Genomic DNA, 15,596 nt, shown 5'->3' with positions numbered 1-15,596 from the left:
TCGTTCCTGTCAATCAAAAGCGAACCAGCGCAGAACCCCAGGTGAAACCGCCACCAAAGGCTTCCAGCAGAATCAGTTGTCCCGGCTTGATACGGCCATCGCGCACCGCTTCGTCAAGTGCACTTGGCACTGACGCGGCCGAGGTATTACCGTGACGATCCAGCGTGACCACAACTTTCTCCATGCCCATACCGAGCTTTTTGGCGGTTGCGCTAATAATGCGCAGATTCGCCTGATGCGGCACCAGCCAGTCGAGCATTTCACGATCAAGATTGTTGGCTTGCAGAGTTTCATCCACAATGTGCGCCAGTTCAGTCACGGCCACTTTGAAGACTTCATTCCCCGCCATCGTCAGATAAGCAGGCTCATCCTGATGGGCACGATCCTGATGCGGCAGCGTCAGCAGTTTGCTGTAACGGCCGTCGGCGTGCAGATGGGTAGAAAGGATGCCTGGCTCTTCGCTTTGACTCAGCACCACCGCGCCCGCGCCATCACCAAACAGAATGATGGTGCCGCGATCGTTAGGATCGAGCGTACGTGCCAGCACGTCTGCACCGATCACCAGCGCATGTTTTACCGCACCATTTTTAATGTATTGATCGGCAACGCTCAGTGCATAGGTGAAGCCCGCACAAGCAGCGGCCAAATCGAAGGCAGCGCAATCGTTAATCTCCAGCATTTGCTGGATCATGCATGCTGAACTTGGGAAGGCATGGCTGGAAGAGGTGGTCGCCACAATGATCAGGCCAATTTCGCTCGCATTCACACCCGCCATTTCCAACGCGCGCTGTGCTGCGGTGAAGCCCATAGTAGCAACGGTTTCTTCCGGAGCGGCAATACGACGCTCACGGATGCCGGTACGGGTGACAATCCACTCGTCCGTCGTCTCGACCATTTTTTCCAGATCCGCATTGGAGCGAATCTGCTCAGGCAAATAGCTGCCCGTACCGATAATTTTGGTAAACATCTACGCTTTGTCACTCCTGGCTAATACAGTGTCAAGGCGCGCCGCAATCCTTTCAGGGACTTGCTTTCGCACCGTCTGCCCTGCCTGCTCTATCGCCACGGCAAATGCACGTTGATTCGCCGCACCGTGGCTTTTGATCACTGTCCCGCGCAATCCTAACAGACAAGCGCCATTGTACTGGTCGGGGTTGAGATGGCCGAAACGCTTCGCCAGACGCTTTTGAATCCAGCGTCCCAGCAATGTTAGCCACCAGGCCCGTTTTTTTCCTTCCTCTGACGATTTAATCAGAGAGAGGAACATTCTTACCACGCCTTCCATGGTCTTCAACGTGACGTTACCAACGAAGCCATCACAAACCAGCACATCCGTCTTGCCGGTGAGGAGATCGTTCCCCTCAAGATATCCAATATAGTTGATTTGCGGTGACGCTCGCAGCACCGCAGATGCGGCGCGGATTGTTTCCAATCCTTTGGTCTCTTCCTGACCAATATTCAGCAGCGCAACACGCGGCTGGGCGATCTCCAATACTTCTTCGGCCATCACTGCGCCCATGATCGCAAACTGCACCAGCATGGCGCTGTCGGATTCAACGTTAGCGCCGAGATCCAGCACCACCGTTTTGCCATGCTGCTGATGCGGCAACACCGTCATCAACGCCGGACGCTCAATGCCATCCAGCGGTTTTAATAGCATTTTCGCCAGGCCCATCAGTGCGCCGGTATTTCCCGCACTGACACAGGCTTGTGCTTTCCCCTCTTTGACCAACTCTAACGCCACACGCATGGAACTGCCGCGGCTGTTACGAATCGCCTGAGAAGGTTTGGCATCACTTGCAATAACCGATTCGGCAGGAATAACCTGCACACGCCTCTGTAACGAGGAATCCGCTTTGGCAAGAAATGACGAGATGATGTCGGGATCGCCGACCAGAAGAAGAACCAGCTCCGAATGAGAGGCCAGTGCCTGCAAGGCTGCAGGCACTGTCACGCAAGGACCGAAGTCCCCGCCCATGGCATCAACTGCCAGGGTCAAACGTGTCAAGGTATCGCCTTGTGTAATCGCGAGGATTACTTGGTGATAACCTTGCGACCGCGGTAGTAACCATCCGCAGTGATATGGTGACGCAGATGAGTTTCGCCAGAAACTTTATCTACTGACAGAGCAGCAGTGGTCAGCGCATCGTGTGAACGACGCATACCACGCTTAGAACGGGTTGGTTTATTCTGTTGTACGGCCATGGACCTTACTCCTATTACTTACGCTTTAAACTGGCTAATACGGCAAAGGGATTTGGTTTTTCTGCCTCTGGAGGCAATTGACCAAATACCATGTCCGCGTCGGACACTTCACAGTGTTCAGAATCATGCACCGGAACCACGGGCAGCGCGAGGATGAGCTCATCTTCGATCACTGCCAGCAAGTCGATCTCACCAAAATCATTGACATCAACTGGCTCGTAGGCTTCCGGTAGTGCCTCGGCCTGTTCATCAGAAGAGACAGGACTGAAGCAATAGCTTACGTGAACATGACGTGGAAACGACTGGTTGCAGCGTTGACATGACAGAGTCACCTGCACTTCGGCTGTTCCTTGCAGAACTGCGAGGCGCTGGTTATCAACCGCAAACGACATATCGCATTCAACTTCACTGTCCACACTCACGACCGTTTCGGCCAAGCGCGCCACCAATTCAGGTGCATAAACACCATGATAATCAAGGCGTTTTTGCGCGGCGCGGACCGGATCGAGCGTCAGGGGTAATTTTACCTTTTGCATAGGGCGCGCATATTAACTTTGTAACGTCATAGAGTCAAAGAAAAAGGCCGGTTTACGGCATCTTTCACCCGTTAGTCGCATCCAGTGCGGCGCATAGTTTAAAATGACTGTCATCTTTACGCTATCTATTCTGAAAAAAAATGACGACACCTTTAGTTTTAGCTTCTACCTCCCCTTTTCGTCAGGCGCTGCTAAGCAAACTGGGCCTGCCTTTTATTACCGCCGCTCCCGATTGCGACGAATCCCCGCTGCCGCATGAATCAGCCTCCGAGCTGGTGCAGCGGCTGGCATTAGCCAAAGCGCAGGCGCTGGCCGCACGTTACCCGGACCGCTGGATTATCGGTTCCGATCAGGTTTGTGTATTGAATGGCGAGATAACCGGTAAACCGCATACCGTGGAGAAGGCCTGCCAGCAACTTGCGGCCGCCAGCGGTAACGCCATCACCTTTTATACCGGCCTGGCGCTTCTGCAACCGCAGAGCGGCACCCAATCGGTTATTTGCGAACCCTTTACCGTGCATTTCCGCGAGTTGAGTGCCGAAGAGATTCGCGGCTACGTCGAAAAGGAACAACCGCTACAATGCGCCGGCAGCTTCAAAAGCGAAGGATTGGGGATTTGTTTATTTGACAAGCTAGAGGGTCGCGATCCTAATACCTTGATTGGCTTACCGCTGATCGCGCTAAATGAGATGTTAAGAGCGGTGGGCATCAACGCATTGTGTTGATGCCCCTTCAATCAGTCTTTCTTCTGACGCAGCTGTGCAAGACAGTGTTTCAGTGCGCCATCCAGTGGCGCTTCCATGCGCAGCACTTCTCCGGTGTTGGGATGGGTAAAGGTCAACGCAGTCGCATGCAGGAACAGACGCGACAAGCCCGTCGAACCCAGCTGTGCATCAAAGTCGCGGTCGCCGTAACGATCGTCAAAAGCGATCGGATGGCCACCGTGCAGCGTATGCACACGAATCTGATGGGTACGGCCCGTTACCGGGCTGGCTTTCACCAAAGTCGCGAAACCAAAACGCTCTTCTACTTTAAAGCGCGTCTCGGAAGGTTTGCCCTCCGCACTCACGCGCACCACGCGTTCGCCGCTCTGCAAAATGTTCTTTAGCAGCGGAGCCTGCACCACTTTCAGATGCGACGGCCAGTCACCGCGCACTAGCGCCAGGTAATCCTTCTGCATGCCCTTTTCGCGCAGTTGCTCATGCAGCGAGCGCAAAGCAGAACGCTTCTTCGCCACCAGCAGAATGCCAGAAGTATCACGATCCAGACGATGGACTAACTCAAGGAAACGCGCTTCCGGACGCAGCGCACGCAGCCCTTCAATCACGCCAAAACTTAATCCGCTGCCACCGTGCACCGCAGTGCCCGACGGTTTATTCAGCACCATCAGGTAATCATCTTCATACAGAATGGCATTGGTGAGCGCCGCAACTTTATCCAGTTTCGGTGAAACCGTATTCTCTTCGCGTTCGGCAACCCGCACCGGCGGAATACGCAGCTCGTCGCCATCCTCCAGCTTATATTCCGGTTTCACGCGCTTTTTATTTACCCGTACTTCGCCTTTACGCAAAATGCGATAAATCATGCTTTTCGGCACGCCCTTGAGCTGGGTGCGCAAAAAGTTATCAATTCGTTGTCCGGCATTTTCAGCCGTGATGGCGACATACTGTACGCCGGGATTCTCTGTTTTCATGGCGGCGATTCTAATTAGTGTACCTGTATAGCGCCACCCCTTTTTCTGTGCTTAACTCTCTCTTTGTCGCGTATTGAAACGGTGAAAATGGCGACATTTTCAGCGATGCGATGATTAGCCCTGCAAATGAACAGGTTATGGATGAATAAACTTCTCAGCTTGGCAAAAGTCGCCTTGCTTAATGTGAGTTAGCAATGGAATAATGCAGGGGTTTCTGCCCTGGAAAGATTCAGGCAGGAAAAAGAGCGAAATAAGTCATTTTGCCGGATTTAACGGACACGCAGCAATGGCGTAAGACGTAATGTTAAATCAGGCACTTAGCGGGCTGCGGGTTGCGGCCTGGACGACAGACCAGGATGTGTGGATTTTTGAATACTCTGTAACATTTCCACCTTCAGGCGCTGGATTTCCTTATGAAAAACAGGCCACCGACAAGATTTGCGCCCCTTTAGCCGCCGACAACCGTGAGGTTGACGTCAGTGCATTAAGACACGGGGCCATCGGTTGATTCTCGTCCAGGGTAACGATGCCCGCAGCTAGATCACTCATGTGAGAATAACGAGTAAGTCACGATGAAAAGAATGTTAATTAACGCAACTCAGCAGGAGGAGTTGCGCGTTGCCCTGGTTGATGGACAACGTCTGTACGATCTGGATATTGAAAGTCCTGGACACGAACAGAAAAAAGCCAACATATACAAAGGTAAAATCACTCGCGTTGAACCCAGCCTTGAAGCTGCATTTGTCGATTATGGTGCAGAACGTCACGGTTTCCTCCCTCTGAAAGAAATTTCCCGCGAATACTTCCCCGCCAATTACAACGCACATGGTCGTCCGAATATCAAAGATGTGCTGCGTGAAGGTCAGGAAGTTATCGTTCAAATTGATAAAGAGGAACGCGGTAATAAAGGTGCAGCACTCACCACCTTTATTTCCCTGGCCGGTAGCTATCTGGTATTGATGCCGAACAACCCACGTGCCGGTGGTATTTCACGCCGCATTGAGGGCGACGACCGTACCGAATTAAAAGAAGCACTTTCCGCACTGGAACTTCCAGACGGCATGGGATTAATCGTCCGCACTGCGGGCGTGGGTAAATCTGCCGAATCACTGCAGTGGGATCTCAGCTTCCGTATGAAGCACTGGGAAGCCATTAAGAAAGCCGCAGACAGCCGCCCAGCGCCTTTCCTGATCCATCAGGAAAGCAACGTTATCGTGCGCGCCTTCCGCGACTATCTGCGTCAGGATATCGGTGAAATCCTTATCGATAATCCAAAAGTACTGGAACTGGCCCGTCAGCACATTGCTGCACTGGGTCGTCCGGACTTCAGCAGCAAAATCAAACTCTACACCGGTGAAATCCCGCTGTTCAGCCACTACCAAATCGAATCGCAGATTGAATCCGCCTTCCAGCGTGAAGTGCGTCTGCCATCAGGCGGATCGATTGTTATCGATAGCACCGAAGCCCTGACAGCGATTGATATCAACTCCGCACGCGCTACCCGCGGCGGTGATATCGAAGAAACCGCGTACAACACCAACCTGGAAGCGGCGGATGAGATTGCTCGCCAATTGCGTCTGCGCGATCTCGGCGGCCTGATTGTTATCGACTTCATCGACATGACGCCAGTGCGCCACCAGCGCGCGGTGGAAAATCGTCTGCGTGAAGCGGTACGCCAAGATCGTGCGCGTATTCAGATCAGCCACATTTCACGCTTCGGCTTGCTGGAGATGTCGCGTCAGCGTCTGAGCCCGTCACTGGGTGAATCCAGCCATCACGTCTGCCCACGCTGCAGCGGAACCGGCACCATCCGTGATAACGAATCGCTGTCGCTGTCTATTCTGCGTCTGATTGAAGAAGAAGCGCTGAAAGACAACACTAAAGAAGTGCATGCCATTGTTCCGGTTCAGGTCGCCTCTTACCTGCTGAACGAAAAGCGTGATGCCGTTAGCGCCATCGAAAAACGCCAGGGCGGTGTGCGTGCCATCATCGTGCCAAACGATCAGATGGAAACGCCACACTACTCGGTACTGCGTGTTCGTACTGGCGAAGAGACGCAAACGCTGAGCTATCACTTACCGAAACTGCACGAAGCGGAAATGGCGCTGCCTTCTGAAGAAGAGCACGCTGAGCGTCGTCGTCCGGAGCAGCCAGCACTGGCCGCCTTCGCGATGCCTGATGCGCCGCCTGCGCCGGTTGAAGTGGTGAAAGAGTCTCAGCCAGCAGCAGAAGTGAAAACCAAACCAGCAGTTGCTGCGCCTGCAGTAACCAACACTGGTTTCGTGGCTCGCCTGCTGAGTGGCTTGAAGAAACTGTTTGCCGGTGATGCGCCTGCTGCGGCGCCTGCTGAAACTAAGCAGGAAACCCCAGCCGTTGTTGCCGCTGAATCTGAAAACACCCAGCAGCGTGGCGAACGTCGTAACAATAACAACCGTCGCAACAATCGTCGTGAACGTACGCCGCGTAATGGCGAGAACGGTCAGGTGCGCGAAGGTCGTGAACCGCGCGAGCCGCGTGAAGCACGTGAGCCACGTGAAGCCCGCGAACCGCGTGATAATCAGGACAACCGTCGTAACAAGCGCCAGAACGAGCCGCGTGAAGCGCGTCCAGTGCTGAGCGATGAAGCGCTTGAGCAACGTGATGAGCAGCAGCAACAGCGCCGCGAACAGCGTGCCGATCGCCAGCGTCGTCGTCAGGAAGAAAAACGTGCTCAGCAGCAGGATCAGAAAGCCGCTGAACCGGTTGTTCAGGCGCCTGCGGTTGACGAAAACGTTGAGCACGAAGAAGAACGCGTTCAGGTCATGCCGCGTCGTAAGCAGCGTCAGCTGTCACAGCGCGTGCGTGTTGGCGAAACGCCTGACATCACTGTCGAAGCGCCGGTGGTTCATGATGCTGCCGTTGAAACTGCGCCGCGTGCTCAGTACAAAGAGCATCCTGAAGCCAGCAATGACGAGCAAGATGATAGCGATAACCGTGATAGCGCCAACATGCCGCGCCGTTCACGTCGTTCACCGCGTCATCTGCGCGTAAGCGGTCAGCGTCGTCGTCGCTATCGTGACGAGCGTTACCCAACGCAGTCTGCAATGCCGCTGGAATCTGCTGCTGCTTCACCAGAAATGGCGTCAGGCAAAGTGTGGATCTCTTACCCGGTTGCGCAAGCGCAGGAAGAGTACAGCACGCAAGATGCGATGCATGAAGTGTCGGATTACGGTTATCAGCAAACACCGGATGCCGAGACTCAACCCGCTGCCGCTGTTGAACCGGCCGTTGAGCAGGTTGCCGCTGAAGAAGCCGTACATCAGGTTGAACCGCAGGCGCACACCGATGTGCCCGTGGTGAATACGGATGACGTCACGCCGATTGCCGCGCCCGTTAACGAAGAGCCATCAGTGATCTCTGCTGCTGACGAACAGGTTGCTCAGGAAACCGCGGCTGAAGCGGAACCGGCTGCCGTGGCTGAAGAAGCGAAGCCTGAAGTAAGCGAAGTGGCTGCAGTTGTTGAACAGGCGCCGATCGATGTATCGCCAGCCGTTGAAGCTCAGGTTGAAGACGTGCTGGCTGCGCCAGTCGCCGCTGAAGCCGAAGTCACGCCAGTCACTGAACCTCATGCGCCGGTTGCGGCACGTGATACCGCAGTAACCACGGTTGAGACGCGCTTCAAGCATCACGCTACCGCACCGATGACCAAAGCACCGGCACCGGCGTGGGAACCTGAACCGGTTCGCAACAGCGACTGGGTCCGTCCAGCCTTTGGCTTCGAGGGCCGCGGCTCAGCCGGTGGTCACAGCGCGACGCATCAGGCAACCGCACCGGCAACCCGTCCGGAAAGCGCGTAACCTCTAGCAAGTCAGTCAACATCAAACCCCGGCCAGTCCGGGGTTTTTTATTGCCTGCAGGCGGCATTTATGGCGACCTGAATAACAGGCAAAAAAAATCCCACAGCCCCGAAAGGCGGTGGGAGAAACTAAGCGCACCCGGTTAAAGTACGCTCAAAGGTTCAGGTCAATTACGAATTAAGCTGGAACAGTGACAGCTTCGACATATCGGTGAAGGTCTTATACGAAGCTTGCAAGGCGGTTTGTTGCATGGTGTAGCTTGAAATGGCTTGGGTGTAATCAACCTGCACCAGATCCGTCATTTGCGATGCCATAATGGTGTCACGGTCATCACCCTGCGCGTCCAGCGTATCGAGTTCAGCCAGCTGTGAGCCCACGGCTGAACGCACTGCCAGCACGTTGTTCAAGGAGTTGCTCAAGCCACGGTTGGTTTTATCCATGGCATCCTGGAAAACCTGCTTGGTTGCATCATCAGCATCATCCTGCGGCGTTTTTAACGCTGCAATTGCACTATCGAGCATGTTAAACAGATTGGTCTCGCTGGGACTGCCGTCCGGCTCGGCTTTCGCGTTGCTGGTTATCGACATAAATACTGACGATCCTGTGCTACTCACCGCCATCGTGCGACCATCATCGACTTTCTGCGTAATGGCATCCGCGCCACCCACATAAGTGACACCGGCCGGCGCACCGGCATCGCTGAAAGGTGCGACATCAGTCTGATAGCCCGCAAAAATGTATCGTCCATTACCATCACGGCTATTGGCCTGGTTAAGTAATTGTGAGCGAATGCCTTCTAATTTGGTGGCAATAGAAGCACGGTCATCGTCGCTCAGCGTACCGGTAGAACCATACACAATCATGGTTTGCGCATCCTGGATGCTGCTGGTCACGCTGGAGAGTGCGTTCTCTTCCATCGACAAGCTCTGATCGGCAAAGCTGCGTGCCGTGGCATATTGGGTACTTTTCGCCTGCGATTGCGAAAGCACGACGGCACGTGAGGCGGCGATAGGATCATCTGAAGGATTGCTGACGCGCAGTCCGCTAGAGAGTTGCTCACCTACTTTTAACCAGGAAGCTTGCGAATCGGTGATCCCTCGCACCTGCTGGTTGAAAATCATATTGGTACTAAGACGCATGGTTTTTATCCTCTATGCTTAGCCGCGGATGCCCATCAGCGCATTGAAAATGGTACTCGCTGTTTGCAGCACTTGCGCGTTCGCCATATAGAACTGCTGATACTTAGTCAGATTCGAATACTCTTCATCAAGGTTGACCCCCGATACTGACTGCTGGCGATCGCTGAGCTGTGTCACCACGTTCTCCTGGGTGGTGCTCGCGGTTTTTAATGTACTGGTTTTATTACCGACGGTGCTGACAATGCTGGCGTAAGCCTGGGCGATGGTCGCATTACCATTCACCAGCTTGCTATCCTGCAGATCCAACAATTTCTGCGCGTTACGGTTATCGCTTTCACCGCTGGTTGCGCTGGATGCCGCAGCAATTTGCGACTCATCGGTGATCGCGACCGACATGCCCGCAATGACGTTCTGGACCGGTTTGACCAGGAAACTGTCTTTCGCGTTAGGCGCGGGTGAGGTGCTCACCGTCAGTTTCAGGCCATCAAAGTTGAGGGTGCCGTCGGTCGCGTCTGGCGTAACGCTAAACTTCACGTTGTCAGACATGCGGGTCACCGACCAGTTGCTGCCATCATAACTTACGGTGTAGTTAGAGGCTTTCATCGCGCTGGTGTCTGACCATGCCGCCGTAACGGTAGCCGCTGAGGTATTTTTGCTGTTACCCACCACGGTTGGCGAACCGATATTAAAGAAGTTGCCCCCCTGGTCGCCGTTGCTGTCATAACCTTCGCTGTGCACGGTATTGAAGCTGGTGGTGAACGCTGCCGCTAACTGGCCGAGCTGATTTTGCGCGGTATCCAGATCCTGGGTGCGGAACGCCAGCAAACCGCCGAGTGAACCGGTGGTTAGCGTCTTCTCAGGGATCTCAACGTTACCTGCCTGCTTATCGACATAACCGACAGTGGTACGTGTTGAATCGCTGCTGGACGGCATCGCCACTAAGCTGGTGGAGTTTTTACCATTCACCAACGTCACACTGCCCATCGAGACAATATAGCTGCCGTCCTGCTGGGATACGTTCACGCCCACCACATTGTTCAGGCTATTCACCAACTGATCGCGCTGATCCAGCAAATTGTTCGGCGCCGCGCCACCGCCGGTGGTCAGCTTGGCGATCTGGCTGTTCAGGTCGGCAATCTGGCTGGTGAAGGTGTTGATCTGATCGACGTTCGAGGCAATATCCGTGTTAACGCTATTTTGCATATTGTTGAGATATTGCGCGGTGGTCTGGAATTGGTTCACCAGGCCTTGGGCGTAGCTCAGCATTGACTGACGCGCCGACGGATCGTTGGCGTTACTCACCACGTTCTGCACGTTGGTGAAGAAGCTTTGGATTGAGGTCGACAAGCTGGTGGTCGACGTCGACAGCAGATCGTCAATGTTGGAAATTTGGTTGTATTGCGTGTTCACCGCGCTGTAGTTGGCGCTGGAGCCACGCAATTGCGCAGTAATGAACTCATCGTATTCACGCTGTACGCCGGAGAGCGTGACACCGTTGCCGTAATAGCTGTTGCCCTGCAAGGTGCTGTTCGACTGCGACAAAATCGCCGTCTGACGCGAATAGCCCGCTACCGTGTAATTACTGATGTTGTTACTGGTGGTGCTTAATGCAGCCTGTGCGGCGCTCAGCCCACTCATCGCTGAGTTAATTATGCTGGACATCTCGGTTCCTTAATTTCCCGTTAACCGGGCTGGCAGTCATCAGTGCGATTGCGCGGACGAGGACGCCCGCGGCATGTGATTGTTATCGGCGTGCTTAAGTGAAACTTGAGAGCAAAAATCAGAACAAATCGGTGATGTCGTTGCTGTACGCCTTCACCACTTTTTCGCCCATGTTTTTGAATTGCTGGATCATTCCCACCAGTTTCTGCGCATACTTTGGATCGGTGGCGTAACCGGCGGCCTGCAAGGCACGCGCGCCCTGCTCGGCACTCGGTGCGTTGGCAACGGCGGCATAACGAGGATTATTGGACAGCAGTTTGACGTAATCGCTGAGCGCTTCCATATAGGAACCATACACACGGAAACTGGCGCGCACTTTCTTCGCTGCCCCGCCTTCATATTCGGTGGTCATGATATCGGTGGTTTCGCCCTTCCAGTCGCCGCTCGCCTTGATGCCAAACACGTTGTAACTCGGCTTGCCGTCGCGCGTCAGAATCTGTCGCTGGCCCCAGCCGGATTCCAGTGCGGCCTGCGCCAGAATCAGGTGATGCGGAATACCGCTCTGCTGGCTGGCGACCTGCGCCGGCTGCGCCAGCTGCGCGATAAAGTCGTTGCTGTCGCTCGGCAAACTGCTGGGCGAGACCGGCAAACGCGGCACCGCTTTACGCACCATCTGCTCCAGCTGATTCGACGGCAGGTTGCTATAGATGAAGCTGTTATCCAGCTTCATCGGCACCGTACCGGCGGTTTCGTCCGGCTCCTGAGCGGGCTGCATCTGCTTAACGATGATATCGGCCATGCCGAGACCACGTTTGCCGATGTCCTGCGCAATCTGCTGATCGTACATCGAGGTGAAAAGCCGCGTCTGATCGTTGCTCAGCAGGCCATCCTGCGGCAGCGCTGCACGCATGCTTTTCATCATCATCTGCACGAACATCCCTTCCACCTGTTTGGCCACCTGCATCGCCTTCCCTTTCGGGTCGGCGGCGGCTTCGCGTTTCAGGTCGTTCAGCGAGCGGCTGTCGTACGCCGCATTCACCAGCGATTGCGTATCGTTCATCAGATAATTTCCAGTTTGGCGCGCAAGCAGCCTGCGCTTTCCATCGATTGCAAAATCGACATCAGCTCAATCGGTGACGCACCCAGCGCATTCAGCGCACGCACCACGTTATTGAGGTTGGCGCTGGCGTTAACCCGTTGCAGCGCGCCGCCACTCTGACGCAGATCGATCTGGGTATTGTTGGTGGTCACAGTCTGCCCACCCGCCAACGGCGTATCCGGCTGACTGACGTTCTGCTGCTGATTGACGGTAACCGACAGATTGCCCTGCGCCACCGCACAGGTGTTCAGCGTCACTTCGCGGTTCATCACCACCGAACCGGTACGTGAGTTGATAATCACCTTGGCATCTTCGAGCGGCACCGCAACATCAAGGTTCTGAATTTCGGCCAGCAGACGCACCTGAGAACTGTTATTCGGCGAGACGCGAATCTGCACAGTACGGGCATCCAGCGGCTGCGCCGAACCAATCCCACGGCTGTTGATGGCGTCGGCAATGCGCTGTGCCATGCTGAAGTCTTCATTATTTAGCTGCAGGTTAATGGTGTTCTGGCTACCAAAGTTGCTCTGCAGTTCACGCTCTACCGTGGCGCCGCCGGTAATGCGGCCACCGTTCAGCTGGTTAACCTGCACGCTGCTGCCACCGGCTGAAGCGCCGGCACCGCCGACCAGAATGTTACCCTGCGCCAGCGCATAAACCTGGTTATCGACGCCTTTCATCGGCGTCATCAGCAGCGTACCGCCGCGCAAACTCTTGGCGTTACCCAGCGAAGAAACCACCACATCAACGGTTTGCCCCTGACGCGCAAAGGTTGGCAGCTTAGCGGTCACCATCACGGCCGCCACGTTTTTCAGCTGCATATTGGTGCCAGCCGGCACAGTAATGCCGAGCTGGGAGAGCATATTGCTCACGGTTTGGGTGGTGAACGGCGTTTGCGTGGTCTGGTCACCGGTACCATCAAGGCCCACCACCAAACCGTAACCGATCAGCTGGTTGTCGCGCACGCCCTGCACGGAGGTCAGATCGCGGATGCGGTCAGCATGCGCCAGTAAGCTGAAACCGAGCAGCATGCCAAGGCTCAGGCGGAGCAGAGTCGTCATATTCATTGTTACTACCTCTTACATCGGCGAGACGTTCAGGAAGAAACGCTGGAACCAGCCCATCGTCTGCGCTTCATTGATATAACCATTTCCGACGTACTCAATACGTGCATCGGCCACCTGCGTTGACAGCACCGCGTTGCTGGCGCTGATGGTGCGTGGGTTAACCACGCCCGAGAACCGGATAAATTCGGTGCCCTGGTTAATTTCGATCTGTTTCTCACCCACCACGCGCAGGTTGCCGTTCGACAACACCTGATTGACGGTGACGGTGATGGTGCCCGTAAAGGTGTTGTTGGCTGTCGCGCCACCTTTACCAGCGAAGTCATTTTTGCCATTGGCATCCAGCGTGGCTTTTTCGCCACCGGCACCCACCAGACCGCTCAGGCCGGTTGGTACACCCGTCACACCAAAACTGTTGCTGCCATCGCGGCTGGCATTGGCCGAAGAACTTTTGCTGGCGCTGACGTTTTCCTGCAAGGTGATCGTCAATGTATCGCCAATGTTGCGTGGACGACGATCCTCAAACAGCGGCTGATAGCCGTAGTTCAGCGGTGCGACGCCCTGAAAAATGGAACCGTTCACCACCGGCGGTGCGGATGGCGTCGGCTCTGCCGTAGTCGATCCCTGCACCAGTGGTGTGCGCGGAACCAGCGCACAACCGTTAAGCGTGAGTAGCAGCGTGGCTACCAACCAATGACCAGGCTTGAGAATCACTTGCTTCGCCACTTTTTGACCTTCTTCATGTTGCTTAATCAGGCCAGCAGAGCTGGCCCAACGACACCAGCATTACAGCTGGGTTAACTTCGCCAGCATCTGATCGGAGGTGCTGATCGCTTTACTGTTGATCTCGTAGGCACGCTGCGTCTGAATCATGGTGACCAGCTCTTCCGCCACGTTGACGTTCGAGGTTTCGACATAACCCTGATACAGCAGACCCGCGCCGTTCTGGCCTGGCGTACTCTGCGTCGCCGCACCGGATGCCTGCGTCTCCTGATAGAGGTTTTCACCCTGGCTGTTCAGACCCGCATCGTTCATAAAGGTGCTCAGCGTCAGCTGACCGACCTGCGCCGGATTGGTCTGGCCCTGCTGCGTCACGCTCACCACGCCATCGCGCGAGATCGTGATGCTGGTGGCGTTGGCCGGAATAGTGATGCCTGGCTGTACCGGATAACCGGCGTTAGTCACCAGCTGACCGTTCTGGTCAACCTGGAATGAACCATCACGGGTATACGCCGAGGTGCCGTCCGGCATCTGCACTTCGAAATAACCCTGGCCGTTGATCGCCACGTCTTTTGAGTTGCTGGTCTGCGACAGGTTACCCTGCTGATGCAGACGTTCAGTGGTGACAGGACGCACACCGGTACCGATCTGCAAACCAGACGGCAGCGTGGTTTGCTCTGACGACTGCGTGCCCGGCTGACGCAGGGTTTGGTACATCAAATCTTCGAATACCGCGCGCGAACGTTTAAAGCCGTTGGTGCTTACGTTCGCGAGGTTGTTGGAGATGACGTCCATGTTGGTTTGCTGAGCGTCAAGACCGGTTTTGGCGATCCATAAAGAACGAATCATGGTGTTTTCCTTACGCCTTAGCTGCTCATGTTGAGCAAGCTGTTAGCTTTTTGTTCGTTTTCATCGACGTTGGAGATCACTTTCATCTGCATCTCAAAACGTCGGGCGTTGGCGATCATATCGACCATGGTTTCCACCGGCTTGACGTTACTGCCTTCCAGCACGCCGGGCATCACCGTCATGGTGGCATCATTTGCCAGCGCAGCGCCGCGCGTCGCCTGGGTTTGCTGATTAGGACGGAACATGCCGTCATCACCGCGCTGCATCTCTTTACCGGTGGCGCGCACCAGCTTCAGGCGACCAATCTGCACCGTGGCATTGGGTGCATCACCGGCGTTACGCGAGGTGATGGTCCCGTCTGCCGCGATGGTCAATTCAGCGCCTTGCGGGATGGCGATCGGACCCCCATCGCCCATTACGGGATTGCCCTGAATAGTCAAAATACCGGTCGCGCTGATCTGCATATTGCCGTTGCGGGTATAAGCTTCGGTACCGTCAGCGGCACGCACTGCCAACCAGCCGTCCTGCGCAACGCCCACATCCAGCGTGCGGCCGGTGTTGTCCATCGAGCCCGGTGACATATCGGCGCCCGGCGTGGAAGCGGCAACCAGCGTACGCGTCGGCAGCGACCAGCCGCTGACCGGCACCGCGCGCAACGCGTTGAGCTGAGCACGAAAGCCCGGCGTTGAGGCGTTGGCGAGGTTGCTGGCCGTTACCGACTGCTGATCCAACGTCTGACTGGCCGCGCCCATGGCGGTATATATTGCGTGATCCATAAAGCAATCCCGTTAGC

At 55.3% G+C, this 15,596-nt stretch carries 15 protein-coding genes; 3 read left to right on the top strand and 12 right to left on the bottom strand.

Annotation, left to right across the window (positions count from 1 at the left end; all coding sequences use genetic code 11):
- Positions 1 to 13 precede the first annotated feature (13 nt).
- The 4 genes from K5Y33_RS03450 to yceD are packed head-to-tail and all read right to left on the bottom strand — an operon-like array spanning position 14 to position 2,741.
- Complete coding sequence (locus K5Y33_RS03450) at positions 14 to 967, bottom strand: beta-ketoacyl-ACP synthase III (protein WP_222233256.1); 954 nt, start codon at positions 965 to 967, stop codon at positions 14 to 16.
- Positions 968 to 2,008 (bottom strand): phosphate acyltransferase PlsX, encoded by a 1,041-nt coding sequence (gene plsX, locus K5Y33_RS03445; protein ID WP_222233255.1) that lies wholly within the window; start codon positions 2,006 to 2,008, stop codon positions 968 to 970.
- A 26-nt stretch (positions 2,009 to 2,034) separates the two neighbouring features.
- Positions 2,035 to 2,205 (bottom strand): 50S ribosomal protein L32, encoded by a 171-nt coding sequence (gene rpmF, locus K5Y33_RS03440; RefSeq protein ID WP_007885783.1) that lies wholly within the window; start codon positions 2,203 to 2,205, stop codon positions 2,035 to 2,037.
- A gap of 14 nt (positions 2,206 to 2,219) precedes the next feature.
- Positions 2,220 to 2,741 carry a 23S rRNA accumulation protein YceD gene (yceD, locus tag K5Y33_RS03435; protein WP_007885785.1) on the bottom strand — a complete coding sequence of 174 codons (522 nt, stop codon included), beginning with the start codon at positions 2,739 to 2,741 and terminating at the stop codon, positions 2,220 to 2,222.
- 140 nt (positions 2,742 to 2,881) lie between these two features.
- Between yceD and K5Y33_RS03430 the strand changes: the two genes are divergently transcribed.
- Entirely contained in the window at positions 2,882 to 3,466 is a 585-nt protein-coding gene (locus K5Y33_RS03430; RefSeq protein WP_222233254.1) for a nucleoside triphosphate pyrophosphatase, read from the top strand.
- Positions 3,467 to 3,477: 11 nt separating this feature from the next.
- On the opposite strand, the gene rluC is transcribed toward K5Y33_RS03430, so the two are convergent.
- Positions 3,478 to 4,434 (bottom strand): 23S rRNA pseudouridine(955/2504/2580) synthase RluC, encoded by a 957-nt coding sequence (gene rluC, locus K5Y33_RS03425; protein WP_222233253.1) that lies wholly within the window; start codon positions 4,432 to 4,434, stop codon positions 3,478 to 3,480.
- 301 nt (positions 4,435 to 4,735) lie between these two features.
- On the opposite strand from rluC, the gene K5Y33_RS03420 reads away from it, so the two are divergent.
- Together K5Y33_RS03420 and rne are read left to right on the top strand one after the other, a co-directional pair.
- Entirely contained in the window at positions 4,736 to 4,942 is a 207-nt protein-coding gene (locus tag K5Y33_RS03420; RefSeq protein ID WP_101760841.1) for a hypothetical protein, read from the top strand.
- 64 nt (positions 4,943 to 5,006) lie between these two features.
- Positions 5,007 to 8,270, top strand: a complete 3,264-nt coding sequence (rne, locus tag K5Y33_RS03415) for a ribonuclease E (protein WP_222233252.1) — start codon at positions 5,007 to 5,009, stop codon at positions 8,268 to 8,270.
- Between the two features lie 170 nt (positions 8,271 to 8,440).
- Here the strand turns inward: rne and flgL are convergent, their stop codons facing one another.
- From flgL to K5Y33_RS03380, 7 genes are all read right to left on the bottom strand, one after another.
- Positions 8,441 to 9,409, bottom strand: coding sequence for a flagellar hook-associated protein FlgL (gene flgL / locus K5Y33_RS03410; RefSeq protein WP_110865921.1), 969 nt, complete (start codon positions 9,407 to 9,409; stop codon positions 8,441 to 8,443).
- An 18-nt stretch (positions 9,410 to 9,427) separates the two neighbouring features.
- Complete coding sequence (gene flgK / locus K5Y33_RS03405) at positions 9,428 to 11,071, bottom strand: flagellar hook-associated protein FlgK (protein ID WP_110865920.1); 1,644 nt, start codon at positions 11,069 to 11,071, stop codon at positions 9,428 to 9,430.
- Between the two features lie 118 nt (positions 11,072 to 11,189).
- Entirely contained in the window at positions 11,190 to 12,131 is a 942-nt protein-coding gene (flgJ, locus tag K5Y33_RS03400) for a flagellar assembly peptidoglycan hydrolase FlgJ (RefSeq protein ID WP_192413667.1), read from the bottom strand.
- Positions 12,131 to 13,237, bottom strand: a complete 1,107-nt coding sequence (locus K5Y33_RS03395; RefSeq protein WP_101760846.1) for a flagellar basal body P-ring protein FlgI — start codon at positions 13,235 to 13,237, stop codon at positions 12,131 to 12,133. The genes flgJ and K5Y33_RS03395 overlap by 1 nt, the downstream gene beginning before the upstream one ends.
- A gap of 12 nt (positions 13,238 to 13,249) precedes the next feature.
- The gene (locus K5Y33_RS03390; RefSeq protein WP_097094260.1) at positions 13,250 to 13,960 is read right to left on the bottom strand and encodes a flagellar basal body L-ring protein FlgH; all 711 of its coding nucleotides are present in this window, start codon (positions 13,958 to 13,960) and stop codon (positions 13,250 to 13,252) included.
- A gap of 60 nt (positions 13,961 to 14,020) precedes the next feature.
- The gene (flgG, locus tag K5Y33_RS03385) at positions 14,021 to 14,803 is read right to left on the bottom strand and encodes a flagellar basal-body rod protein FlgG (RefSeq protein ID WP_007885801.1); all 783 of its coding nucleotides are present in this window, start codon (positions 14,801 to 14,803) and stop codon (positions 14,021 to 14,023) included.
- Between the two features lie 17 nt (positions 14,804 to 14,820).
- The gene (locus K5Y33_RS03380) at positions 14,821 to 15,579 is read right to left on the bottom strand and encodes a flagellar basal body rod protein FlgF (RefSeq protein ID WP_101760847.1); all 759 of its coding nucleotides are present in this window, start codon (positions 15,577 to 15,579) and stop codon (positions 14,821 to 14,823) included.
- Positions 15,580 to 15,596: the final 17 nt, after the last annotated feature.

It is taken from the genome of Pantoea sp. DY-17 (assembly GCF_019795975.1).
Classification (GTDB): domain Bacteria; phylum Pseudomonadota; class Gammaproteobacteria; order Enterobacterales; family Enterobacteriaceae; genus Pantoea; species Pantoea leporis.
This window is presented reverse-complemented; position numbering and strand designations above follow the sequence as displayed.

Coding starts and splice junctions, on each gene's coding strand:
- K5Y33_RS03430 (WP_222233254.1), top strand. CDS start 2,882: ATGACGACACCTTTAGTTTTAGCTTCTACCTCCCCTTTTCGTCAGGCG.
- flgK (WP_110865920.1), bottom strand. CDS start 11,071: ATGTCCAGCATAATTAACTCAGCGATGAGTGGGCTGAGCGCCGCACAG.
- flgG (WP_007885801.1), bottom strand. CDS start 14,803: ATGATTCGTTCTTTATGGATCGCCAAAACCGGTCTTGACGCTCAGCAA.
- flgJ (WP_192413667.1), bottom strand. CDS start 12,131: ATGAACGATACGCAATCGCTGGTGAATGCGGCGTACGACAGCCGCTCG.
- K5Y33_RS03380 (WP_101760847.1), bottom strand. CDS start 15,579: ATGGATCACGCAATATATACCGCCATGGGCGCGGCCAGTCAGACGTTG.
- rpmF (WP_007885783.1), bottom strand. CDS start 2,205: ATGGCCGTACAACAGAATAAACCAACCCGTTCTAAGCGTGGTATGCGT.
- K5Y33_RS03420 (WP_101760841.1), top strand. CDS start 4,736: ATGTTAAATCAGGCACTTAGCGGGCTGCGGGTTGCGGCCTGGACGACA.
- rne (WP_222233252.1), top strand. CDS start 5,007: ATGAAAAGAATGTTAATTAACGCAACTCAGCAGGAGGAGTTGCGCGTT.
- K5Y33_RS03450 (WP_222233256.1), bottom strand. CDS start 967: ATGTTTACCAAAATTATCGGTACGGGCAGCTATTTGCCTGAGCAGATT.
- K5Y33_RS03395 (WP_101760846.1), bottom strand. CDS start 13,237: ATGAATATGACGACTCTGCTCCGCCTGAGCCTTGGCATGCTGCTCGGT.
- yceD (WP_007885785.1), bottom strand. CDS start 2,741: ATGCAAAAGGTAAAATTACCCCTGACGCTCGATCCGGTCCGCGCCGCG.
- rluC (WP_222233253.1), bottom strand. CDS start 4,434: ATGAAAACAGAGAATCCCGGCGTACAGTATGTCGCCATCACGGCTGAA.
- flgL (WP_110865921.1), bottom strand. CDS start 9,409: ATGCGTCTTAGTACCAATATGATTTTCAACCAGCAGGTGCGAGGGATC.